The organism is Streptomyces sp. Pv4-95 (assembly GCF_045782725.1).
GTDB lineage: Bacteria > Actinomycetota > Actinomycetes > Streptomycetales > Streptomycetaceae > Streptomyces.
In genome coordinates, this window is sequence record NZ_CP127172.1 from 1,293,514 (window position 1) to 1,315,810 (window position 22,297).

General features: G+C 72.4%; 19 protein-coding genes. 15 read left to right on the forward strand and 4 right to left on the reverse strand.

Features of this window, described 5'->3' with window-relative positions; all coding sequences use genetic code 11:
- Positions 1-33: 33 nt before the first annotated feature.
- Positions 34-930: an oxygenase MpaB family protein gene (locus QOM21_RS05980; RefSeq protein ID WP_407548688.1), complete on the reverse strand. Its 897-nt coding sequence runs from the start codon at positions 928-930 to the stop codon at positions 34-36.
- Between the two features lie 90 nt (positions 931-1,020).
- Between QOM21_RS05980 and QOM21_RS05985 the strand changes: the two genes are divergently transcribed.
- Positions 1,021-1,359 (forward strand): hypothetical protein, encoded by a 339-nt coding sequence (locus QOM21_RS05985; RefSeq protein ID WP_407548689.1) that lies wholly within the window; start codon positions 1,021-1,023, stop codon positions 1,357-1,359.
- Between the two features lie 28 nt (positions 1,360-1,387).
- Here QOM21_RS05985 and QOM21_RS05990 read toward each other — a convergent pair whose 3' ends face one another.
- The gene (locus tag QOM21_RS05990; protein ID WP_407548690.1) at positions 1,388-1,804 is read right to left on the reverse strand and encodes a hypothetical protein; all 417 of its coding nucleotides are present in this window, start codon (positions 1,802-1,804) and stop codon (positions 1,388-1,390) included.
- Positions 1,805-1,892: 88 nt separating this feature from the next.
- Here QOM21_RS05990 and QOM21_RS05995 point away from each other — a divergent pair, with 88 nt between their 5' ends.
- Together QOM21_RS05995 and QOM21_RS06000 are read left to right on the forward strand one after the other, a co-directional pair.
- Positions 1,893-2,675, forward strand: a complete 783-nt coding sequence (locus QOM21_RS05995) for a hypothetical protein (RefSeq protein WP_407548691.1) — start codon at positions 1,893-1,895, stop codon at positions 2,673-2,675.
- 141 nt (positions 2,676-2,816) lie between these two features.
- Positions 2,817-4,223 carry a tannase/feruloyl esterase family alpha/beta hydrolase gene (locus tag QOM21_RS06000; RefSeq protein WP_407548692.1) on the forward strand — a complete coding sequence of 469 codons (1,407 nt, stop codon included), beginning with the start codon at positions 2,817-2,819 and terminating at the stop codon, positions 4,221-4,223.
- A 111-nt stretch (positions 4,224-4,334) separates the two neighbouring features.
- Here QOM21_RS06000 and QOM21_RS06005 read toward each other — a convergent pair whose 3' ends face one another.
- Entirely contained in the window at positions 4,335-4,517 is a 183-nt protein-coding gene (locus QOM21_RS06005) for a hypothetical protein (RefSeq protein ID WP_363154676.1), read from the reverse strand.
- Positions 4,518-4,665: 148 nt separating this feature from the next.
- Here QOM21_RS06005 and QOM21_RS06010 point away from each other — a divergent pair, with 148 nt between their 5' ends.
- Both QOM21_RS06010 and QOM21_RS06015 read left to right on the forward strand, forming a co-directional pair.
- On the forward strand, positions 4,666-7,701 hold the full coding sequence (locus tag QOM21_RS06010; protein WP_407548693.1) for a DEAD/DEAH box helicase: 3,036 nt from the start codon (positions 4,666-4,668) through the stop codon (positions 7,699-7,701).
- Entirely contained in the window at positions 7,698-9,041 is a 1,344-nt protein-coding gene (locus QOM21_RS06015) for an SWF or SNF family helicase (protein WP_407548694.1), read from the forward strand. Before QOM21_RS06010 ends, QOM21_RS06015 begins: the two co-directional genes overlap by 4 nt.
- 40 nt (positions 9,042-9,081) lie before the next feature.
- Here QOM21_RS06015 and QOM21_RS06020 read toward each other — a convergent pair whose 3' ends face one another.
- Positions 9,082-10,005, reverse strand: a complete 924-nt coding sequence (locus QOM21_RS06020) for a LysR family transcriptional regulator (protein ID WP_407548695.1) — start codon at positions 10,003-10,005, stop codon at positions 9,082-9,084.
- Between the two features lie 227 nt (positions 10,006-10,232).
- Between QOM21_RS06020 and QOM21_RS06025 the strand changes: the two genes are divergently transcribed.
- The 10 genes from QOM21_RS06025 to QOM21_RS06070 all read left to right on the forward strand — a co-directional run bounded on the left by QOM21_RS06025 (position 10,233) and on the right by QOM21_RS06070 (position 22,295).
- Complete coding sequence (locus QOM21_RS06025) at positions 10,233-10,316, forward strand: putative leader peptide (RefSeq protein WP_407555587.1); 84 nt, start codon at positions 10,233-10,235, stop codon at positions 10,314-10,316.
- 334 nt (positions 10,317-10,650) lie between these two features.
- Complete coding sequence (gene sfnG / locus QOM21_RS06030) at positions 10,651-11,796, forward strand: dimethylsulfone monooxygenase SfnG (protein WP_407548696.1); 1,146 nt, start codon at positions 10,651-10,653, stop codon at positions 11,794-11,796.
- Between the two features lie 68 nt (positions 11,797-11,864).
- The gene (locus tag QOM21_RS06035) at positions 11,865-13,082 is read left to right on the forward strand and encodes an acyl-CoA dehydrogenase family protein (RefSeq protein ID WP_407548697.1); all 1,218 of its coding nucleotides are present in this window, start codon (positions 11,865-11,867) and stop codon (positions 13,080-13,082) included.
- Positions 13,083-13,209: 127 nt separating this feature from the next.
- Positions 13,210-13,764 carry an NADPH-dependent FMN reductase gene (gene ssuE / locus QOM21_RS06040; protein ID WP_407548698.1) on the forward strand — a complete coding sequence of 185 codons (555 nt, stop codon included), beginning with the start codon at positions 13,210-13,212 and terminating at the stop codon, positions 13,762-13,764.
- Between the two features lie 45 nt (positions 13,765-13,809).
- Positions 13,810-15,015 (forward strand): SfnB family sulfur acquisition oxidoreductase, encoded by a 1,206-nt coding sequence (locus QOM21_RS06045; RefSeq protein ID WP_407548699.1) that lies wholly within the window; start codon positions 13,810-13,812, stop codon positions 15,013-15,015.
- Positions 15,016-15,082: 67 nt separating this feature from the next.
- The gene (locus QOM21_RS06050; RefSeq protein WP_407548700.1) at positions 15,083-16,240 is read left to right on the forward strand and encodes an LLM class flavin-dependent oxidoreductase; all 1,158 of its coding nucleotides are present in this window, start codon (positions 15,083-15,085) and stop codon (positions 16,238-16,240) included.
- A gap of 172 nt (positions 16,241-16,412) precedes the next feature.
- On the forward strand, positions 16,413-19,442 hold the full coding sequence (locus tag QOM21_RS06055) for a glycoside hydrolase family 2 TIM barrel-domain containing protein (RefSeq protein WP_407548701.1): 3,030 nt from the start codon (positions 16,413-16,415) through the stop codon (positions 19,440-19,442).
- A gap of 154 nt (positions 19,443-19,596) precedes the next feature.
- Positions 19,597-20,517, forward strand: a complete 921-nt coding sequence (gene mmuM, locus QOM21_RS06060; RefSeq protein WP_407548702.1) for a homocysteine S-methyltransferase — start codon at positions 19,597-19,599, stop codon at positions 20,515-20,517.
- Positions 20,518-20,678: 161 nt separating this feature from the next.
- A complete protein-coding gene (locus QOM21_RS06065) occupies positions 20,679-21,473 on the forward strand; it encodes an ABC transporter substrate-binding protein (RefSeq protein ID WP_407548703.1) in 795 nt (264 codons plus the stop codon).
- Positions 21,474-21,509: 36 nt separating this feature from the next.
- Positions 21,510-22,295, forward strand: a complete 786-nt coding sequence (locus QOM21_RS06070) for an amino acid ABC transporter permease (RefSeq protein ID WP_407548704.1) — start codon at positions 21,510-21,512, stop codon at positions 22,293-22,295.
- The last annotated feature ends 2 nt before the right edge of the window (positions 22,296-22,297 follow it).

Genomic DNA, 22,297 nt, shown 5'->3' on the forward strand with positions numbered 1-22,297 from the left:
CGTATCCGCCAACTCGCCCTGCCCGGGGCCCGGTCAGGGCTCCGTCGTGCCCTCCACATGAGGGACGGGGCAGCCTCCCGCGCGGTGCGGTGGGGGGAACGTCCCCAGGTCGGCGATGCGGAAGCCGTCGGGGTAGCCCTTGATCTCGGGGTTCTGGCGGGCGTAGTGGGGAGTGCGCCGGGGCGGGAGCAGGCGCACTGCCCTGGCCCGCAGTTTCAGGGCGCCGCGTACCACTGCCCGGACCGCGGGCTTGGGGTGTTCGTAGCGGAAGACATCCAGGAGGGCGTCGTCCAGGAGGGCCATGCTGCCCTTCTTCACCACGGGGGCGAGAGGGCCGTACCACCCTGCCATGAGGTCCAAGGTGGCGTCCGAGACGCGCCGGGCGCCCTCGTCCCAGCCGAAGTGGGCCGCTTCGTAGTCGTCGAGGCAGCGTGCGAAATCCTGGTGGGTCTCGGGGATTTCGGTGATGCCCATGTGGCGGCCGAGGGTGCGGTAGTAGGCGGCGATGGCGCGCTTCTCGTGCTCGCTCAGCGGGCGCCAGCCGTACTGGTCGATCCAGCGGGTGGGCACGACCACGAAGGTGCACAGGACGTAGCGCATGTCGTCGTTGCTGATGTCGTAGCCGCGGTGCATCTGGTTGATGCGGCGGATCGCCGTCCGGCCTTCCGTGCCGTCGAAGCCGTGCTCGACGACGGCGTCCAGGAGGAGGGCGGTGTCGTCGTAGCGTTTTTGCGTACGGTCCGTCAGTTCGGCTGTCCTGGCGAGCAGTCGCCCGATGCTGGGTACGGCGTAGGTGCGGTAGAGCGCCAGTTCCAGGGCTCTGGTCATGTCCCAGGGAAATTCGTGGGTCGCGGTGATGCGGTAGATCCGCAGGAAGTCGTGTTCGGGGTCGAGCCGCAGGATCTCTCCGAGCCAGTCGTAGCGCCGCACCGGGCATCGTCCCTTCGTTCGCCGAAGTTCCAACTCTAGGCGGCACGGGCACACTTCATCGACGGCGACGGGCGCCGATCAGGAGTCGACATGGCCGGATTCTTGCGCGGTTTCGACGGGCTCTTCCGTGGTGTCGGACGATCCTCGGGCGAGGGCGGTGACGGCACCGTCCGGACGCGGCGGGGTGCCGCGGGAACGCCCCGGCAGCGGCGTACGCACAATCTCTTCGAAGCGGCCGCGGTCCATGTGGCGGCGAACGCCGAGGGCGACGAGGAGCGCGGCGCGGAGGCGGCGGCCTGGGTGTCGCCGGAGGCACTGGCGTTCGGCGTGAACGAGCTTGCCTGCCGTGCGGTGATCGCGCTGGCGCGGGAGCGGGGGCAGTCCCCGGAAACGGTCGCCCATGAGCTGCTCGGTCTGCCGGTCACCTGACCCGGCACGAGGGGGCCAGGGGCCGGAGTCAGCCGTTCCGCCGCCCGGTGTTGCGGGCTCGTGGTCCAGAGCCCGGTGCGCTCACGCCGTAGCGGTCGGTGACCGTGGGGTCCGCCACGGCCAGGGCGTCCTTGACGGGCATACCGGTGCGTCCGGCGAGGGCCAGCCGCTCCCTCACCTCGCGCGGGGTCCGGGGGCGAAAGCCCGGCCCCGTGCCGCAGCAGCCGCCGTGGAAGGTCAGCCCGGCGCGCAGTACGGCGTCGAGCGCGCGCCAGCCGGCCTCGTCACGGCGCTTGGGCACGGCGAGGTCCGCACCGGCGTCGATCAGGGGGCGGCGGCAGCGCGGACAGGGGATGTCGCCCGGTGCCTGGGCGCCCGCGGTCCTCTTGACGGCGGTCCGGCAGTCGAGGCAGATGAAGTGCATCCGGCGGCTGTAGAAACACATGAGCGCAGCGTAGAGCTGGTGACAAGGTCATGCCGAGCCAATTAAGGTGCGCCGACATACTCCGGATGGATCGGATGGGAGGCCCCGCGTGCCCGCGACCGAGAGCGCCGACAACGATCAGTTGCTCGTGCTGACGGCGGTGCTGCTGACGCCCGCGCAGTTCCCGAGCGTGCTCGGGGACGATTACCCCGAAGTGTGCGCGGGCCTCGGCCTGGAACCGTACGAAGAGGGGTACGGGCTGGTCCTCGGGCAGGACGGCGGCGGGGCGCGCTGGACGGTGGTGACCGAGGACGTGTCGCTGGTGGCCTGTGCGATCGCGGCCTGGGACTGCGGTATGGAGTACGACCTCTCGCCCGGGGAGGGCAGCATCGTGGGCGCGCTGCCGGGCTGGCCGGTCGCCCTCGCCGTGTCGGCTCCGGGAGTGCCGCAGCCGCACGACCCGGAGCCGCAGGACGGCGATCCGGCGCCCCTCGTGCCTCCTGACGGCGAGGAGTGGGGACCTGCTCAGCGGCGGCTCGGCGCGGACGAGATCGCCCTGCAGTGGGCGGCGTGGCGCGAGCAGGTCGATGGTGAGGTGGCCTTCGCGGAGCCGGGCGAGGAGCAGCACACGGGGGTGCGGCGGGTGTTGGCGGAGGCGCGCCGGTATGTGACCGAGCCGCCGCCGCCCGGCCGGGTGCGGTCGTCGTTCGCTGCGGGCGAGGCCCGTACGCTGCGTGTCGACGGCCCCGGCTGGAGCATGGTCGCGCGCACCGATGACATCGCCTTCGTGCTGCTGGACGAGGAGCCGGGTGAGGTGCATCCGGTGGGGCGGGGCCCCGAGCTGCCGGGTTTGCTGACCTCCTTGGACAAACTGGCGGTACGTCCCCTCTGAGCCGCGCCGGGCCGCGGGCGCTCGGTCGGCGCACATGCCGGCGGGCCGGGGGGTGTGGGGCGGGTCCATGGCGGGTGGTGCGGTGACCGCGCACGATGGGGCGCCGCGGCCGCCTCGGGCCGCCCGCTTCTGGAGGCCGGAATGCGCCTGGCGTACGCCCGTTCGCGACGCACCGCTGTCGTGTGTGCCGCGTCCCTGCTCGTGTTGGCCACGGTCGGAGCGGCGGGGCCGGTGCCCGCGCCCGGTCGCGCCTGCGGAGCGAGTACGCCCGCAGCGGGCGTCGTCCTCCCGGGGGTCTCGGTCCCGGGCGCCGAGCGGCAGCAGGCGGTCTGCCTGCCCGATCTGACGACGACCGCGCTGGCGGGCACGCCGTATACGGATACCACCGATCAGGCCGGGCTGGCGGCACAGGGGACCCGGCTGCCCAGCGGTGTGCCCGGGGTCCAGGTGGACGGCTACTTCCCCGACAGTTCCACCTTCAACGCCACACACGGCCGGCGGCACGACGCCCAGTTCGTGATCCGTATGCCGGAGCGCTGGAACGGCGGGCTCGTGGTCACGGGCGCGCCCGGCACACGCAAGCAGTACGCCACCGACGCGCTGATCTCCGACCGGGTGCTGGCCGCAGGCTTCGCCTACGCCGCGACCGACAAGGGCAACAACGGCGTGGACTTCTACCGCGACGGGCGGCGCCCCGGTGATGCCATCGCCGAGTGGAACCGCCGTACGACGGAGCTGACGCGTGCCGCGCGGCGGACCGTGGCGGGCTTCTACGGCCGAGCCCCGCGCCGGACGTACATGACGGGTATCTCCAACGGCGGCTATCTGACCCGCTGGCAGCTGGAGAACCATCCCGAGCTGTACGACGGCGGCGTCGACTGGGAGGGCGCACTGTGGACCGCGAACGGACCGAGCCTGCTGACCTCCTTGCCGACGGCGGTGGCCTACGGGCAGGGGGCGGCCGGGGTGCGGGAGATGACCGCGGCGGGGTTCGCGCCCGGGTCGCGGTTCCTGTGGCCGTACCACCAGCGCGCGTACTGGGGCGTGACGCAGAAGACCTACCGCGCCGAACTGGACCCCGGCTACGACCCGGGCTGTCCCGGTCCCTCGGCCGGTTCGACACCGGAGGAGATCTTGGCGGCGTGCGCCGCGGACGGGGCGTACGACTACGCCGGCCGTCCCGCGGCCGTGCACCGCGCGGTCGGGCGGATCGCGCTGACGGGGCGCATCGGGCGGCCGTTGATCACGCTGCACGGCGATCTGGACGCGCTGCTGCCGATCGCGACGGACTCCGACGTCTATGACCGGATGGTGTCGGGGCAGCGGCGGCAGGCCCTGCACCGCTACTACACCGTGGCAGGCGGCACGCACGTGGACGGCCTGTACGACAGCCATCCCGACCGGCTACGGCCGATCCTGCCCTGCTACCGGGCAGCGTTCGACGCCCTGACGGCCTGGGTGGAGCGTGGGGTGCGGCCTCCCGCGGACCACACGATCGACCGCCCTGCCTCGGGGGACGTCGTCAATACCTGCCGTGTCGATTCCTGACCCACGGGCCGAGCAGCCGGTCGCCGGCCGGGACGGTGGGCGCGGCGCCCGCCGGGCGCCGGGCCACCGTGGCCGGCCCGGGGCCCCCGCATCCGGCCGGGGGCCCGTCGTTCAACGGCCGATCTGCTTGCGGCTGACGCGGCGCAGCCGCCGTCGCTGAGAGGAGTCGAGGGTCAGATACGCGACGGCCGGGACCCCGACCATGACCAGTACGGCCGCCCAGAACGGCAGCAGCCACAGCAGGATCACTCCCACCGCGACGCCCCCGATCGCGACCTTCGCCTGTGTGGACATCCTTCACGCCCCTTCCGCGGCGCCTGCCGCGCTCTGTGTATCCCATTGAACGCCGTTTTCGCGCCGCGGGTTCCCTGAGGGGCCGAAGCGTGCTGTACCCTCGGGCGCTTCAGAGATCAGTAGTCAAACTTGAGGAGTACGCGGCCCCGTGGCATCACTCCCCGCGGTCACCCCCGCTCACGTCGCCGAGCTCTCCCGCTGCGCGGCCGTCTTCCTGCCGTCGGATCCGCCACGAGCCGGGCAGGTGGCGTTCTGGCGCCCGGACGGTGAGCCAGTCGCCGACGGCGGCACGTCGGCGCCCGACAGGCCCGCCACGGACCCGCCCGGCGCGGACGACCTGCCCCGCGTGAACGAGCTGCCCGTCGCACTGCCGGACGAGGACGGCGGGATCACGGTCCTCGGGGTCCCCGCCGTGGTGCTGCCGGTCGCCGCCGCGGTGCCCGTCCTCACCAGGTCCCGGGCCGCCCGCGGCGCCGATCCGGCCGCGGCGTTCTGGGGTGCCGCGGCCGTGCTGGCCCTCCAGCTCGCCGCCCGGGGCCGGCTGCTGCCGGGCGTCAGCCCCGCCGACCACGACGCCTGGCGGCTCGGCCCCCTCGACCCCGCCGACATCGAGCGGCTGCGTGACCTGGCCGCCGCGATGCCGCCGTACGCGCATGCCACGCCGCTCCCCGACACCGACCCCGTCGCACTGCCCGAGCCCGAGCGTCATCTGCGCGCGTTCCTCGACGCGGTGGCCGACGGGCTGCCCCGCTCCCCGGCCGCTGCGCTGGCCACCGGCGCCCCGGCCTTCGCGGCGCAGCCCCCGCAGCGCGTCCCCGAGCAGCGCACCTGGGCCGCCGATGTCGCCGCGGGCCACGACGCGGGCGTACGGATCTCGCTGCGGGTGGAGGTGCACGGAGCGGATGTGCCGGACGGGCGGAGGGGTTCGGCGGATGCGGAGGGAGCAGGGGGCGGGCCTGCCGATGCTTCCGGCAGCCTCGGCGTAGGCCCCGAATGCGGCGCCGCCGATGCCGACGGCGTCACCTTCACCGCCGTCCTCCAGTTGCACAGCCTCAGGGACCCGGCGCTGGTGGCCGATGCCGCCGCGGTCTGGGCCGGGACCTCGCCCGCGGCGAAGGCGTTCGGTCCACGGGCGCGGATGGACACCCTGCGCACGTTGCGCAGGGCCGCCGACGCCTGGGCACCGCTCGCCCCGTTGCTCTCGGCCGCCGTGCCCGACGCGCTGGAACTCGACGACGAGGAGATCGCCGAACTGCTCGGTCCGGCCGCGCGGACGCTGGCGGCCGCGGGCGTGCGGGTGCACTGGCCCAAGGAGCTGGCCCGCAAGCTGACCAGCCGCGCTGTCGTGGGCCCGCCGGACCCGCTCGATCCGCGGGACTCCCGGCTGCCTTCCCTCCTGTCGGCCGACGCGCTGCTCTCCTTCAGCTGGCGGTTCGCGGTGGACGGCCAGGAGGTCGACAGGGCGGAACTCGACCGGCTCGCCGAGGCCGGCCGGCCCCTGGTGCGGCTGCACGACCAGTGGGTGCTGATCGACCCCGAGGCGGTGCGTGCCGCCCGGCAACGCCAGGACCGCAAGATCACACCGCTCGACGCGCTCGGCGCCGCCCTGACCGGCACCGCCGAGGGCGACGACGGGCGACCGGTGGAGGTGGCAGCCTCCGGCTGGCTCGCCCGGCTGCGCGACCGGCTCGCCGACCCGGACCGGGCGGAGACCGAGCCGCCGCGCCAACCCGCCGCCCTGACCGCGACGTTGCGCGACTATCAGCTGCGCGGGCTCGCCTGGCTGCACCGGATGACCTCGCTGGGGCTCGGCTGCTGTCTGGCCGACGACATGGGCCTGGGCAAGACGATCACGCTCATCTCACTGCATCTGCACCGGCAGACCGACCCGGACTCGGCCGGCCCCACGCTCGTCGTCTGCCCCACCTCCCTCCTGGGCAACTGGCAGCGGGAGATCGAGAAGTTCGCACCCGGCACCCCGGTCCGCCGCTTCCACGCCGGGCGGCGCAGCCTGGCGGACCTGGCCGACGGCGAGTTCGTGCTCACCACGTACGGCACGATGCGGCTGCACGCCGACAAGCTGGCGGACGCCGGCTGGGGGCTGGTCGTCGCGGACGAGGCGCAGCACGTCAAGAATCCGTTCTCCGCGACCGCCAAGGCGCTGCGCACGGTCCCGGCGAAGGCGCGGGTGGCACTGACCGGCACCCCGGTGGAGAACAACCTGTCGGAGCTGTGGGCGATTCTGGACTGGACGACGCCGGGGCTGCTGGGGCCGCTCGGCCGGTTCCGTACGCGCTACGCGCAGGCCATCGAGGGCGGCGCGGCGACGTCGGCCGAGGCCCGGGCGGCGGCCGGGCAACTGACCCGGCTGGTACGGCCGTTCCTGCTGCGGCGGCGCAAGTCCGATCCGGGGATCGCGCCGGAGCTGCCGCCGAAGACGGAGACGGATCGCGCGGTGGCGCTCACCAAGGAACAGGCCGCCCTGTACGAGGCCGTGGTGCGCGAGGGACTCAGTGACATCGCCGGGACGGACGGGTTCGCCCGCCGCGGGCTGGTGGTCAAGCTGCTCACCGCCCTGAAGCAGATCTGCAATCACCCCGCGCAGTACCTGAAGGAGCTCGACTCACAGGACGGCCTCCCGCGGATCGGCGGGCGTTCGGGGAAGGTCGAGCTGCTCGACGAGCTGTTGGACACGCTTCTCGCCGAGGACGCGAGCGTCCTGGTGTTCACGCAGTACGTGCAGATGGCCCGACTGCTGGAGGGCCATCTGGCCGCGCGCGGCGTCCCCACCGCGTTCCTCCACGGCGGCACACCGGTGGCCCGTCGCGAGGAGATGGTCCGGCAGTTCCAGGACGGAGCGGTGCCGGTGTTCCTGCTGTCGCTGAAGGCGGCGGGTACCGGCCTGAACCTCACCCGGGCCGCGCATGTCGTGCACTTCGACCGCTGGTGGAATCCGGCGGTCGAGGCGCAGGCCACCGATCGCGCGTACCGCATCGGGCAGACCCAGCCGGTTCAGGTGCACCGCATGATCACGGAGGGCACGGTCGAGGACCGGATCGCCGAAATGCTGTCCAGGAAGCAGCAGTTGGCCGATGCGGTGCTGGGCTCCGGCGAGGCCGCCCTGACCGAACTCACCGACGCCGAACTGGCGGACCTGGTCGCACTGCGAGGGAGCGAGCGATGAACACGCCCGACGACGACACGGCAGGCGCCACCTCGCGGGACGCCGCAGCGGGCCCGCCGGCACCACCCGGGGAAGGTGCCGGCCCCGAGCGCACCTTCGCGGCCCTGCCGGTGGAGCGCGGCCGTGCCTTCGCGCGCAGTTGGTGGGGGCTGGCCTGGCTCAAGGCGCTGGAGGACACCGCCCTGGACGGGGCGCAGCTCAAGCTGGGCCGCCGGCACGCGCGGGCCGGCGCGGTCGGCGCGGTGTCGGTGCGCCCCGGCCGGATCACCGCGGTCGTGCAGGACCGCGACGGCAGTCGGCACCGCTCCGACGTCCTGCTGCAGCAGCTGAGCGCGGCGGACTGGGACCGGTTGCTGGACCTGGTCGCCGACCGGTCCGGGCACATCGCCGCGCTGCTGCACCGGGACATGCCGCCGGTGCTCGTCGAGGACGCGGCCGCCGCGGGGATCGACCTGCTGCCGGGGATAGGCGACCTGGAGCCGGAGTGCAGCTGCGAGGCGTGGGACCACTGCGCGCATTCGGCCGCGCTCTGCTACCAGTTGGCGCGGCTGCTGGACCAGGACCCTTTCGTGTTGCTGCTGTTGCGCGGACGCGGTGAGCAGGCGCTGCTGGATGAGTTGCAGGCGCGCAGCGCGGCCCGAGCGCCGTCCGCCGAGGTGGCGGACACCGCGGAGGCGCACGGTGCGGGGGTGCCGGCCACCGAGGTGTACGCGGCCCGGGACATCCTGCCGCCGCTGCCCGGTCCGCCCCCGCCCGTCGAGGCGCCGGGCCCCGCGCCGGTGCTGGGCGGCGGCTCCCCGCCCGCGCCCGGAGTGGACGTCGCCGCGCTGGAGTTCCTGATCGCCGACGCGGCGGCGCGCGCCCAGCAGCTGCTGGCGGACGCGCTGTCCGCCTGGCACCCGGACAATCCGCCGCCGCAGGGGCTGACGGTCTCCCAGGACGCGGTGCGGCTGGCCGCTGCGCGTCCCGACGGGGCCATATCGCGGCGGCTCGCGGCCGGTTCCGGACGCGATGTGCGGTCTCTTGGGCCGGCGGTTCGGGCCTGGGAGGTGGGTGGCCCGGCCGGGCTCGCCGTCCTGGAGGAGGACCGGTGTCCGGAGCCGGACGAGCTGGCCCGTGCGACCGACCGCCTCGCGGCCGCCTGGCAGGAGGGCGACGCACGGCCGCGGCTGCGGGCCGACCGCAACCGCTGGACCGTGGTCGGCGGGGATGCGCAGCTGCGCTACGGGCGGGACGGTCGCTGGTGGCCGTTCCGCAAGGAGGGCGGTCAGTGGGCCCCGGCAGGGCCGCCCAGTGACGACCCGGCGGGCGCGCTCGCGGCGCTGTCGGCCGAGGGCTGAGCGCCGGCGGGGCTGCGGGGCGGGCAGGCGGCCTGCCTCGTCAGCCCACTGAGCCCTCCGTCGCCGCCCGGTGCGCTGCCGCTCGCCGTACGAAGATGTCGTGCAGGTCGCGGGCGGCCCGGGGGACCGAGCCGGAGCGGCGGCGCTGGATCACCAGGAGGACCTCGGTGCGGTCGGCCGCCAGCGGACGCCAGGTGATGGCGCCGCTGCGCTCCAAGGGGTCGCCGACGATGCTGAAGTCGGGCAGGACGGTGGCGCCGAGGCCCTCGGCGACCATCAGCTTGCCCATCTCGGCGCCGTCGGTGGAGTAGGAGAAGGTCGGCGCCCGGCCCTTGAGGAGCCGGTGGACGAAGCGGTGCATGACGTATCCGGCGCGCATCACGATCAGCGGCTGCTCCAGCAGGTCCGTCACCCGCACCTCGCTCAGCTCCGCCAGGGGGCTGTCCGGCCGCACGCACACCACGGGCCGGCCGCGCAGGAGTTCGGTGGTGTGGAAGTCCGGTGGGACGTCGTCGCCCCGCAGGTAGTTGACGAGTCCGAGGTCGAGGCTGCCCTCCAGCAGGGAGCGGTGGATCTCGGCCTGCTGGGCGCCGATCACCTCGGCCTGGGTCAGCGGATGGTCGGCGTGGAATTCCCGGAGGGTGGGCACCAGCAGCGGCACGGTCGCGGCGTTGACGGTGCCCAGGCGCACCATGCGGCTGATGTGGTGCTGGTCGTCCGCGGCGCGGCGGAGCTTGTCGACCGCGTCGAGCACGCCCGTGATGTGCGGCAGCAGCTCCCGGCCGTCGTCGCTGATCTTCGCCCCGGAGCGCTTGCGGTCGAGGAGGTCCACGCCCAGTTCGCGTTCGAGATTGCGGACGGTCTCGCTCAGTGCGGGCTGCGAGAGATGCAGTTCCTCGGCGGCCCGGCGCAGGGAGCCCAGGCGGGTGACGGCCGCGATGTATTCGAGTTGCTCGATTCGCACGGAATGCACATCCCCGGCTCCGGCAGTGGCGTGATCCCGTTTCCTTGATCACCGCTTCAAGGGAAACCCTATCACCACCTCACGGATGCCGTATCGACCGCCGGCGAACCGGTCGCTAAACTCGTCGAAGACGCGGCCGCCTTGATGCGAAAATGCCTCGGAAAGCGGCCGCGGGACCGCTACCGATGCCCCGGTACGGCGAATTGTTGCGAGGAGGTGACGCGTTCATGAACGAGCAACAGCAGCTCACCCAGCGGCGTCACATCGACCTCGTGCGGGTCTCCAGCTCGCTCTGTCCTCCGGTGCGCTGAGAGCGATACCGCGAACGGGCGCCCCGTTCGTACGGGCCGCCGACGCCCCTTGCGCCGCGCGGAAGCCGGCCCTCCCGCGCGCTCGTACGCGTCGCGGGACGCGCCGGAAAGACCGAACGGAAAGCGGCTTCGAATGGCGCCCTGCCGACGCGGCGGATTCCGGTCCGCAAGGCCGCCCGGGTAAACGGGAATTCCCTGCGCCGATCGCCCACCGGCGGTATCGCTACCGGCCTGACAGATCACCAGCAATTTCCCTCTCGTTCCGTCCGCACGCCTTCGGGCGATCGCCGGAACGCCATTCGCCATTCCTTCATTCAGCACACCGGGAGTTTCGATGTCCGACCTGCCCGCCACCGGGCCCGCGCGTTTCGCGTATTGGGTGCCCAACGTCAGCGGCGGCCTGGTGACCAGCACCATCGAGCAGCGCACCGACTGGGGTTACGACTACAACCGCGAGCTGGCCGTGCTCGCCGAGAACAACGGCTTCGAGTACGCGCTGAGCCAGGTCCGCTACATGGCCAGCTACGGCGCGGAGTACCAGCACGAGTCCACGAGCTTCAGCCTCGCCCTGCTGCTCGCCACCGAGCGGCTGAAGGTCATCGCGGCCGTGCATCCGGGGCTGTGGCACCCGGGTGTGCTGGCGAAGCTGGGGGCCACCGCCGACCAGCTCTCCGGCGGCCGGTTCGCGGTGAACGTGGTCAGCGGCTGGTTCAAGGGCGAGTTCACCGCGCTCGGGGAACCATGGCTGGAGCACGACGAGCGCTACCGCCGCGCCGAGGAGTTCATCCGGGCACTGCGCGCCGTGTGGACCGAGGACCACGCCGAACTGGCCGGGGACTTCTACCGGATCCGGGACTTCTCGCTGAAGCCGAAGCCGCTCAACTCCCCGGAGCGGCCCCACCCGGAGATCTTCCAGGGCGGCAACTCCACCGCGGCACGGGCGATGGCCGGCCGGGTCTCCGACTGGTACTTCAGCAACGGCAAGGACTTCGACGGCGTCACCGAGCAGATCAGGGACGTGCACGCCTCGGCGGCGGCCGCGGGCCGGCCGGCGCCCCGCTTCGGGCTGAACGGCTTCCTCATCGCACGCGACACCGAGGCCGAGGCCCGCGAGGTGCTGCGGGAGATCGTCGCCAAGGCGGACACCGAGGCGGTGCACGGCTTCGGCGCCGCGGTGAAGCAGGCCGGGCAGTCCACGGCGGACGGCACCGGCATGTGGCAGGACTCCTCGTTCGAGGACCTCGTCCAGTACAACGACGGCTTCCGTACCGGCCTGATCGGCACCCCGGAGCAGATCGCCGAACGCATCGTCGCCTACAAGCGGCTCGGCGTGGATCTCTTCCTGCTCGGATTCCTGCACTACCTGGAAGACGTCGAGTACTTCGGCAAGCGCGTGCTGCCGCTGGTGCGCGAGCTGGAGGCGCAGGAGGCGGAATCCGCGCCCTCGGGCGCGCCGATCGCCGCCACCGCCCACAGCTGAGCGCCCCCGGGCGGAGCAGTCCCGCCACCCCTTACTCACTTTTCGTCCCCTCACCCAGGGAGATTTCCATGAGCACCGTCGCACCGACCGCATGGCAGACCCGTCCCGCGCCCGACAGCCCGCAAGGCTGGGTCGAGCGGGCCGCCGAGGTGTCCGCCGTACTCGCCACCGACGCCGCCGCCCGTGACCACGCGGGCGCCACCCCGCACGCCGAGATCCAACTGCTGAAGGACTCCGGGCTGGTCACCCTCCTCGGCCCGGTCGAGCACGGTGGCGGGGGCCAGGACTGGCCGACCGCGTACCGGGTGATCCGCGAGGTCGCCAAGGCCGACGGGTCCATCGGCCAGCTGCTGGGCTACCACTACCTGTGGAACTGGGCTGCCCGGCTCGTCGGGACCCCCGAGCAGTGGCAGCAGGTGGAGGCGGAAGCCGCCCGCAGCCAGTGGTTCTTCGGCGGGGCGGTCAACCCGCGGGACAACGACGTGGTGGTGCGGGACGAGGGCGAGCACCTCCTCTTCAGCGGCCGCAAGACGTTCTCCACCGGGAGCAATGTCTCCGACGTCACCGTGCTGGAAGGCGTCCTGGAGGGCACCGACGACCATGTGTTCGCCATCGTCCCGTCGGACAGTGCGGGCCTGACCTTCCACGACGACTGGGACAACATCGGCCAGCGGCTGACCGAGAGCGGCAGCGTCACCCTGGACGAGGTGCGGGTTCCGTGGGCAGCGGCCGCCGGATACGTGGACAAGGCGTTCCGGCCGCGCGTCTACAACACCCTCAACGTGCCGACGATCCAATTGGTCTTCGCACACTTCTACCTCGGGATCGCCGCGGGTGCGCTGGAGACCGCCGCGACCTACACGCGCACCAAGGCGCGGTCGTGGCTGCACGGCGGCCACGAGCGGGCGGTGGACGAGCCGTACGTCATCGACACCTACGGCGATCTGACCGGGAAGCTGTGGGCCGCCGAGGCATTGGCCGACCGGGTCGCCGAGGAGGGGCAGCGGCTGCACGACGCCCCGGACGAGGTGACCGAGCAGGACCGCGGTGAGTTCGAGATCCGGGTGGCGGCGGTCAAGGCCCGTGCCACGGAGGTGGCGTTGGAGGTCACGAACCGGATCTTCGAGGTGACCGGTGCCCGGTCGACCGCGAGCGCCGAGGGCCTGGACCGCTTCTGGCGCAACGTCCGCACCCACACCCTGCACGACCCGGTGGCGTACAAGCGCCGCGAGGTCGGGCGGTTCGTGCTCACCGGCGATCTGCCGGAACCCACCTGGTACTCCTGACCGGTTGCCGCCGGGGTGCCCGCCGCCGCCGCGCGCCGAGCACCCCGGCCCCTGCCGTCCCCCTGCGTTCTCCATCTTCTTCGGCCTCTTCTGCTTCTTCCACCACCCCGTTCCGAGGTGATCGTGCATGTCCACCGTCCTGTCCGTCTCCGGCAGTCCGTCCGCGACCTCGCGGACCGCGCGTCTGCTGCGCCATCTGGACGCCCGGCTCACCGCCGAGGGGCACCGCGTCGTCCCCCTGGACGTCCGTACGCTGCCCGCCGAGGCCCTGCTGGGCGCCGACTTCGGCCATCCGGCGATCGTCGAGGCCACCGAACTGTTCGCGCAGGCGGACGGCATCATCGTCGGCACCCCGGTCTACAAAGCCGCTTACTCCGGGCTGCTCAAGTCGCTGCTGGACCTGCTGCCGCAGTACGCCCTGCGGGACAAGACCGTCCTGCCGCTGGCGACCGGCGGCAGCACCGCACATGTCCTGGCCATCGACTACGCACTGCGGCCGGTGCTCTCGTCGATGGGCGCGGGCCACATCGTGCAGGGCTGGTTCGTCCTCGACCGTCATCTGGCGGTACGCGAAGACGGCTCACTGACCGTCGACCCCGCCGCGCAGGAAGGACTGCACCAGGTTCTGCACCAGTTCTCCGGCGCGCTCGGAGGCAGTCCGCTGCTGTCCGTCGCCGGCTGACCGCCGCTCGCCGTTCCGTCCCACACGCCCTCAGGAGGCAGCACCGTGACCGCTCCCGCGCGGCCCGTCCCCGCCCATGTCATCACCGACGACGCCGAGGCCCTGGCGGTCGCCGCGGAACTGGCCGAGGAGTTCCGCGCCGGTGCGGCCGGGCGCGATGCCGGCCGGCGGCTGCCGCACGCCGAACTGGAACGGCTCTCGGCGAGCGGGCTGCTGGGCGTCACCGTGCCGCGCGGCCACGGCGGTGCGCAGGTGCGGACGACGACGCTGGCCGAGGTCTTCCGGCTGCTGGCGTCGGCGGACGCCAGCCTGTCGCAGATCCCGCAGAGCCACTTCGTCTATCTCAATGTGCTGCGCCGTCAGGGGGACGCGGCACAGCAGAAGTTCTTCTTCGGTGAGGTGCTCGCCGGGCGTCGCTTCGGCAACGCGCAGTCGGAGGCGGGCACCCGGCACGTCCAGGACATCCGCACCCGGCTGCGGCCCGCGGCGGACGGCTCGTATCTGCTGAGCGGGGTCAAGCACTATGCGACGGGGGCGCTGTTCGCGGACTGGATTCCGGTGCTGGCACGGGGTGGGGACGACGCGCTGCATGTGGCGTACGTGCCGCGGGACGCTCCGGGCGTTCAGGTCGTCGACGACTGGGACGGCATGGGGCAGCGGACGACGGCCGGCGGCACGGTGCGCCTGACGGAGGTCGCGGTGCCGGCGGATCGCGTCCTGCCCCATCACCTCACCTTCCAGGGGCCTCAACTGCACGGTGCGGTAGCGCAATTGCTGCATGCCGCGATCGATGTCGGGATCGCCTCCGGCGCACTTGCGGAGGCCGTGGCGTTCGTCCGGTCCAAGAGCCGGCCCTGGTTCGAGAGCGGTTTCGAGACCGCGGCCGAGGACCCGCTGCTCATCCAGCGCTTCGGCGAACTTGCCGTCCGGGTGCGGGCCGCGGAGGCGCTGCTGGCCGAGGCGGCGCGGACGGTGGACACCGCGGAGGCCGCCCTGACCGACGACTCCGCCGCCGAGGCGTCCATCGCGGTGGCCGCGGCGAAGGTGCTGGCCGCGGAGGCGGCGGTGGAAACCGGCAGCGCGCTGTTCGAGGTGGCCGGCACCAGGGCCGCGCTGGACGGCCTCAACCTGCACCGGCACTGGCGCGACGCTCGCACCCACACGCTGCACGATCCGGTCCGCTGGAAGGTCCAGCACATCGGCCGATACGTCCTCAACGGCGTCCGGCCGCCGCGCCACGGCCTGTTGTGAGACCCACCGCTCCCCGCGTCAGCCGGCTTCTTTGCCGCCCTGGTCACCCTTGTCATCGGAGTACCGCATGTCCCTCACGTTCCACTGGTTCCTCCCCACCTACGGCGACAGCCGTCATGTCGTCGGCGGCGGTCACGGTCTGCCCGCAGGGGCGGCCGGCGGGGAGCGGCCGGCCACCCTCGGCTACCTCACCCAGATCGCCCGCGCCGCCGAGGACCTCGGGTTCGAAGGAGCCCTCACGCCCACCGGCGCCTGGTGTGAGGACGCCTGGCTGACCACCGCCATGCTGGCCCGGGAGACCGAGCGGCTGAAGTTCCTGGTGGCCTTCCGGCCCGGCATCGTGTCACCCACCCTGGCCGCCCAGATGGCGGCCACCTTCCAGCGGCACTCCGGCGGGCGGCTGCTGCTGAACGTCGTCACCGGCGGGGAGAGCCACGAACAGCGCGCGTACGGGGACTTCCTGGACAAGGATGCCCGGTATGCGCGGACCGGCGAATTCCTGCGTATCGTGCGGGAGTTGTGGCAGGGCAGGACGGTGGACTTCGCCGGCGAACAGCTGCGGGTGGAGGGCGCCCGGCTCGCGCGGGTGCCCGACCCGGTCCCGCCGGTGTATTTCGGCGGGTCCTCCCCCGCCGCGGGCGAGGTCGCGGCGCGGTCCGCCGACGTCTATCTGACCTGGGGCGAACCGCCGGCCCAGGTCGAGCGGAAGATCGCCTGGATCCGGGAGGCGGCGGAGCGCGCCGGCCGTACGGTGCGGTTCGGCATCCGCCTGCACGTCATCACCCGCGACACCGCGGACGCGGCCTGGGCCGAGGCACGGCGGCTGCTGGACGGCTTCACCCCGGAGGCGATCAGCGCGGTGCAGGCGGGGCTGGCCCGCAGCGAGTCCGAGGGCCAGCGCCGGATGCTGGCGCTGCACGGCGGCAGCACCGACGGGCTGGAGATCGCGCCCAACCTGTGGGCGGGCATCGGGCTCGTGCGGGGTGGCGCGGGCACCGCGCTGGTGGGCAGCCACACCGAGGTGGCGGAGCGGATCGCCGAATACCACCGGCTGGGCATCGACGAGTTCATCCTCTCCGGGCACCCGCACGTCGAGGAGGCCTACTGGTTCGGTGAGGGCGTGCTGCCGCTGCTGCGGGAGGCGGATCTGTGGCGGCATCCGACGGCCGGGGACACCGGCGAGCAGCCCGCCGCGGTCCCGTTCGCGGCGGAACTCGCCCGCTGAGGCATCGCGCGCGGCAGCCGTGACGGGATTCCGGGCCGCCGTCCGGAACCCGTCACGGCCGCCGCGGCGTCGCCGGGCCAATCCTCCCCATCCGGCTGCGGTGCGCGTCCGGTCGTGATTCGCTGAGCTGATCCCCCACCGCATGGCCGTCGCCCCGCAGCGAGGAGGACCAGTGACCGGCACGTCGCCGCACAGGCCGCACCACAGGTCGGACGGGCAGTCGCCGCAGGATGCCGCCGGAGTGCCCGCACCGGGCACCCCGGCGTACTTCGAGGACCGTTCACCGGGCAGCGGTTGTCTGCCGCCGCGCGCGTGGTACGCCGGGTCCGACGCCGCGCGGATCTCGCTGCACGGCACCTGGCGCTTCCGGCTCTCGCCCACCGCCACGGCCCACGACGATTCCTTCGCCCGCCCCGATTTCGACGATGCGTACTGGCAGGACCTGCGGGTCCCGGGCCACTGGGTGCTCAGGGACAGCTTCGCCTCTGACGGCTCGTACGAGGACGCGGGCGAACTGCCGCACAGCGGCTCGCCCGTGTACACCAACACCGCCTACCCCTTCCCGGTCGATCCCCCGCGAGTGCCGGACGAGAATCCGACGGGCGACCACCGCCATGTCTTCGACCTGCCCGACGGGTGGGGCGAAGGGCCCGCGGTGCTGCACTTCGGCGGGGTGGAGTCCTGCGCGAGGGTCTGGCTCAACGGGCAGGAGCTGGGGCATTTCCAGGGCAGCAGACTGCCGCACGAGTTCGCGGTGGGACATCTGCTGCGGCCGCGGCGCAACGTCCTCGCCGTGCGCGTCCACCAGTGGTCCGCGGGCAGCTATCTGGAGGATCAGGACCAGTGGTGGCTGCCGGGCATCTTCCGCGATGTCGCGCTCCACCGCCGCCCGGCAGGCTCCGTCGTGGACCACTTCGTGCACGCCGGGTTCGACGACGTCACCGGCCACGGCACGCTCCGCGTGGACTGCGAGCCGGCCGGCCGGATCACCGTCCCTGCCCTGGGCCTCGACCTGCCCACCGGCCGCAGCGCCACGCTCCCGGTCCGCCCGTGGAGCGCGGAGCGGCCCCATCTCTACGCCGGAGAGCTGATCACCGCGGGCGAGCGGATCCCGCTGCGCATCGGCTTCCGCACGGTCCGGGTGGAGGGCGGCCTCCTCAAGGTCAACGGCCGCCGCATCCTGCTGCGCGGCGTCAACCGCCATGAGTTCCACCCCCGTTACGGCCGCACTCTCGGCCCGGAGGCGATGCGCCGCGATCTGCTGCTGATGAAGCAGCACAACATCAACGCGGTACGCACCAGCCACTACCCGCCGCACCCCGACTTCCTCGGCCTCTGCGACGAACTGGGCCTGTGGGTCATCGACGAGTGCGACCTGGAGACACACGGCTTCGCGCAACAGGGCTGGCGGGACAACCCGGTCGACGATCCACGCTGGGAGCCGGCGATGCTGGACCGCGCACGGCGGATGGTCGAGCGGGACAAGAACCATCCCGCAGTCATCCTGTGGTCCCTGGGCAACGAGTGCGGCACGGGCCGTGGACTGTCCGCCATGGCCGACTGGATGCGGGAGCGCGATCCGTCCCGCCCGCTGCACTACGAGGGCGACCCCAGCTGCGCCGACACCGACGTCTACTCCCGGATGTACGCCGACCACGCCGAGGTCGAACGCATCGGCCGACGCGCGGAAGAGCCCCTTCCCGACCCGGAGGCGGACGCCCGGCGACGCGGACTGCCCTTCATCCTCTGCGAGTACGCGCACGCCATGGGCAACGGTCCCGGCGGGCTGAGCGAGTACCAGCGCCTCTTCGAGACGTACGAGAGGTGCCAGGGCGGCTTCGTCTGGGAGTGGATCGACCACGGGCTGCGGCAGACCACGCCCGGCGGCGAGGTGTTCCACGCCTACGGCGGCGACTTCGGCGAGGAGCTGCACGACGGCAACTTCGTCTGCGACGGTCTGGTCTTCCCCGACCGGACGCCGTCGCCGGGGCTGGTCGAGTTCAAGAAGGTCATCGAGCCGGTACGGATCGAAGGGGCCGGCGCCGCGGGCACCGTCCGGATCACCAACCTCCACGACTTCACCGACCTCGGGCACCTCGCGTTCCCCTGGGCCTACGAGGTCGAGGGCGAGGCACGCGCGGACGGCAGGCTCGCCGTACCGGTACTGGCGCCCGGCGAGTCGGCGGAGGTGAGGCTCCCCGCACCGCCCGGCGGGCCGGACGACGAGGGCGGGGAAGCACATTGGACGGTGCGGGCCGTCCTGGCGGAGGACACCGCGTGGGCGCGGGCGGGGCACGAGGTCGCGTGGGGGCAGCTGCCCGCCGCCGCGCGTCGCGCCACCCCTCCCCCGGCGGCCACCGCGGTGCCACGCCGCGGAGTGGGCAATGTGATCGTCCTCGGTCCCGGAACCTTCGACGCCGCCACCGGCGCGCTCTGCTACATGGACGGTGTGCGGATCGGCGGCCCCCGGCTGGAGGTGTGGCGGGCGCCCACCGACAACGACGAGGCCGCTCCCTGGCAGCCGGAGCCGCGGCCCGCCACCGAGTGGCGGCGGATCGGGCTGCACCGGATGCGCCACCGCGTCGACACGGTCGAGCTCGGCCCGCACGCCCTGGAGGTGCGGTGCCGGATCGCGCCGGCCGGCACGGACCTGGCGCTGCGCACGGTCTACCGCTGGACGGCGGACCAGGGCCGGCTGCGGCTGGAGACCGCCGTCGACCCGGAGGGCGACTGGCCGGGCCCGCTCCCCCGGCTGGGTGTGCGGATGGCGGTGTGCGGCAGCCTCGGGCTCGCGCAGTGGTTCGGTGGCGGCCCGGGTGAGGGCTACCCCGACACCCGGGCCGCCGCGCGGGTGGGCCGCTGGACGATGCCGGTGGACGCCCTTCAGACGCCGTACGTCCGGCCGCAGGAGAACGGCGCGCGGCCCGGGGTCCGCTGGGCGCAGCTGACCCGCACCGACGGTTCGGGGCTGCGGATCGAGGGCGATCCGGACTTCTTCCTCACCGCCCGCCGCTGGTCGGTCGAGGAGCTGGACGCGGCCCGGCACACCACGGACCTCAAGGCCGGCGAACGGCTGTGGCTGCATCTCGATCATGCGCAGCACGGCATCGGCAGCCAGTCGTGCGGGCCGGGTGTGCTGCCGCAGCACCGGCTGGAGGTGGCGCCGGCCCGCTTCTCCTTCGTCTTCTCCTCGCTGCGCTGACCGCCCCGGCGAAGGCTGCGGCGAGGGCTGTCCCGACCTCGGAAATCCGCAGGTCAGGACAGCTGCCCGCCCGGTGGCCCAGGGGCGTTCGACGATACGATCCGAGGGGGGCAGGTCATCGGGACCGCCCCGCAGCGACGAGAGGTACCGCACCATGCCCAGCACCCTCCGGACGCTCACCGAAGCACTCGCGTCGGGTCCGGTCGTCCTGGACGGCGGGCTGTCCAACCAGTTGGAGTCCACCGGTCACGACCTGAGCGACGCCCTGTGGTCGGCCCGGCTGCTCGCCGAGGAGCCGGCAGCCATCGTCGCGGCGCACCGCGCCTACTACGAGGCGGGTGCGCAGGTCGCGATCACCTCCAGCTACCAGGCGACGTACGAGGGGTTCGCGCAGCGCGGTATCGGCGCGCAGGAGGCCACCGCCCTGCTCGGCCGCAGTGTGGAACTGGCGCGGGAGGCGGCCCGGCAAGCCCGGGACGGCGGCGTGAGCGGCCCCCTGTACGTCGCCGCGTCGGCGGGGCCGTACGGCGCGATGCTGGCGGACGGCTCGGAGTACCGCGGCCGCTACGGGCTGTCGGTGGACGAGCTGGAACGGTTCCACCGTCCGCGCCTGGAGGTGCTGGCCGAGGCGCGGCCCGATGTGCTGGCCCTGGAGACGGTGCCGGACGCCGAGGAGGCCCGCGCGCTGCTGCGGGCGGTGCGCGGCCTCGGCGTACCGGCCTATCTGTCGTACAGCGTCGCGGGTGACCGCACCCGGGCCGGGCAGCCGCTGGAGGGGGCGTTCGCCCTGGCCGCGGACGCCGACGAGGTGATCGCGGTCGGCGTGAACTGCTGCGCCCCGCAGGACGCGGACCGGGCGGTCGCGACGGCGGCCCGGGTCACCGGAAAGCCGGTGGTGGTGTATCCGAACAGCGGCGAGAGCTGGGACGCACAGGCGCGCGCCTGGTGCGGCAGCCCGGCCTTCAGCGGGGACCGGGTCGCCGGGTGGGCCGCCGACGGGGCCCGGCTCATCGGCGGCTGCTGCCGGGTCGGACCGGCCGCGATCGCCGAGCTGGCCGCGGGCCTGGGCCGCTGAGGGAGCGGTCTTTCGGAAGGGCGCGGTCCGCGGACGCGGGCCGGAGGCGTTACACAGACGCAACCCGCACAGCGGCGACAGAGGCCCTGGCCGGTGGCAGGATGCAGCGCAACTCTCAGCACCGCACGGCTTTTGGATCTTGAATCTGCCCTGGAGGACCCGTGTCCGCTCGCTCCTCGTTGCCTGTCATAGCCGTCGCCGCGGCCGTCGTCGTACTGGCGGGATGCACCAGCACCAAGTCCGACGGGAAGCAGGGTTCCGGCCTGGAGCTGGTCTCCTCCGGGACCCTCAAGACCTGCACCCACCTTCCGTACGCGCCGTTCCAGGTGAAGAAGGAGGGCAAGGTCGTCGGATTCGATGTCGACCTGGTGGACCTGGTGGCCAAGGAACTCAAGGTCGAGCAGGAGATCGTCAACACGCCGTTCGAGGGCATCGAGACCGGCCAGGACTTCAACATCCGCAAATGCGACCTGGCCGCCGCGGGCATGACGATCACGCCCGCGCGGGACAAGGTCATGGATTTCTCCGACCCCTACTTCAACGCCACCCAGGCACTCCTGACGAAGAAGGGCAAGCCCTTCAAGAAGGCCGAGGATCTCAAGGGCAAGAAGCTCGGCTATCAGAAGGCCACCACCGGCGAGATCTACGCCAAGGAGCACGGCAAGGGCGCCGAGCTGGTGGAGTTCGAGGATCTGGGGTTGCTGCTGACGGCCGTGAAGTCCGGTCAGATCGATGCCGGTGTCAACGACAACGGCGTGCTTTTCGACTATGTGAAGAAGAACCCGGACACCGAGGTGACCGCGGAGTTCAACACCGGTGAGCACTACGGCATCGGCGTGCGCACCGGCAACGACGCGCTCCGCAAGAAGGTCAACGAGGTCATCAAGCAGGCCAAGTCCGACGGGAGTTACGACCGGATCTACAAGAAGTGGTTCGGTACCACCCCGCAGAGCTGACACCGCCGCACAACGAATCGGAGAAGGTCGGCTCTCATGCCCCTGTCCAAACGACAGCGCGCGCGGATAACCCGCGGCGCGCAGTACGGCGTCCTGGCCATCGTTGTCGTGGTCTTCGCCCTGCTCGCCGACTGGCAGCAGTTGCGGGAAGCGTTCTTCGACGTAGAAGTCGTCAAGGCGCTCTTCCCCGAGATCATCACCGTCGCCCTGGTCAACACCGTCATCTACACCCTGCTCGGATTCGGCTTCGGTCTGGCACTCGGACTGGTGCTGGCGCTGATGCGGCTGTCGTCCGTACCGCCGTACCGCTGGATCGCCGTCACCTATATCGAGTTCTTCCGCGGAATTCCGTGTCTGCTGGTGTTCATCGCGCTCGGCTTCGGCGTGCCACTCGCCTTCGAAGTGGCGCTCGACATGAACATCACGGTCATGCTGTCCCTCGGCCTGGTCGGCGCCGCCTACATGGCGGAGACCATCCGGGCGGGCATCCAGGCCGTCCCCAAGGGACAGACGGAGGCGGCACGTTCGCTGGGAATGTCGCACGGCCGGGCGATGATCTCGATTGTCATTCCGCAGGCGTTCCGCATCGTTCTGCCGCCGCTGACCAACGAACTGATCCTGTTGACCAAGGATTCCTCTCTCGTCTATCTGCTGGGGCTCTCGCTCGGCCAGTTCGAGCTGGCCAACTTCGGCCGGGACGCGCTCACCGAGCACAAGAGCCTGACCCCGATCCTGATCGCCGGACTGCTCTATCTCGTGATCACCCTCCCGCTCGGCCAGCTGGTCCGGCGGCTAGAGGCCCGTACGGCGAAGGCCAGGTGACC

What these genes read in the sequence shown, in the direction of transcription:
- QOM21_RS05985 (WP_407548689.1), top strand. Translation starts at nt 1,021, where the DNA reads ATGGCCGGATTCTTGCGCGGTTTCGACGGGCTCTTCCGTGGTGTCGGA.
- QOM21_RS05990 (WP_407548690.1), bottom strand. Translation starts at nt 1,804, where the DNA reads ATGTGTTTCTACAGCCGCCGGATGCACTTCATCTGCCTCGACTGCCGG.
- QOM21_RS06000 (WP_407548692.1), top strand. Translation starts at nt 2,817, where the DNA reads ATGCGCCTGGCGTACGCCCGTTCGCGACGCACCGCTGTCGTGTGTGCC.
- QOM21_RS06005 (WP_363154676.1), bottom strand. Translation starts at nt 4,517, where the DNA reads ATGTCCACACAGGCGAAGGTCGCGATCGGGGGCGTCGCGGTGGGAGTG.
- QOM21_RS06015 (WP_407548694.1), top strand. Translation starts at nt 7,698, where the DNA reads ATGAACACGCCCGACGACGACACGGCAGGCGCCACCTCGCGGGACGCC.
- QOM21_RS06025 (WP_407555587.1), top strand. Translation starts at nt 10,233, where the DNA reads ATGAACGAGCAACAGCAGCTCACCCAGCGGCGTCACATCGACCTCGTG.
- sfnG (WP_407548696.1), top strand. Translation starts at nt 10,651, where the DNA reads ATGTCCGACCTGCCCGCCACCGGGCCCGCGCGTTTCGCGTATTGGGTG.
- QOM21_RS06035 (WP_407548697.1), top strand. Translation starts at nt 11,865, where the DNA reads ATGAGCACCGTCGCACCGACCGCATGGCAGACCCGTCCCGCGCCCGAC.
- ssuE (WP_407548698.1), top strand. Translation starts at nt 13,210, where the DNA reads ATGTCCACCGTCCTGTCCGTCTCCGGCAGTCCGTCCGCGACCTCGCGG.
- QOM21_RS06050 (WP_407548700.1), top strand. Translation starts at nt 15,083, where the DNA reads ATGTCCCTCACGTTCCACTGGTTCCTCCCCACCTACGGCGACAGCCGT.
- mmuM (WP_407548702.1), top strand. Translation starts at nt 19,597, where the DNA reads ATGCCCAGCACCCTCCGGACGCTCACCGAAGCACTCGCGTCGGGTCCG.
- QOM21_RS06070 (WP_407548704.1), top strand. Translation starts at nt 21,510, where the DNA reads ATGCCCCTGTCCAAACGACAGCGCGCGCGGATAACCCGCGGCGCGCAG.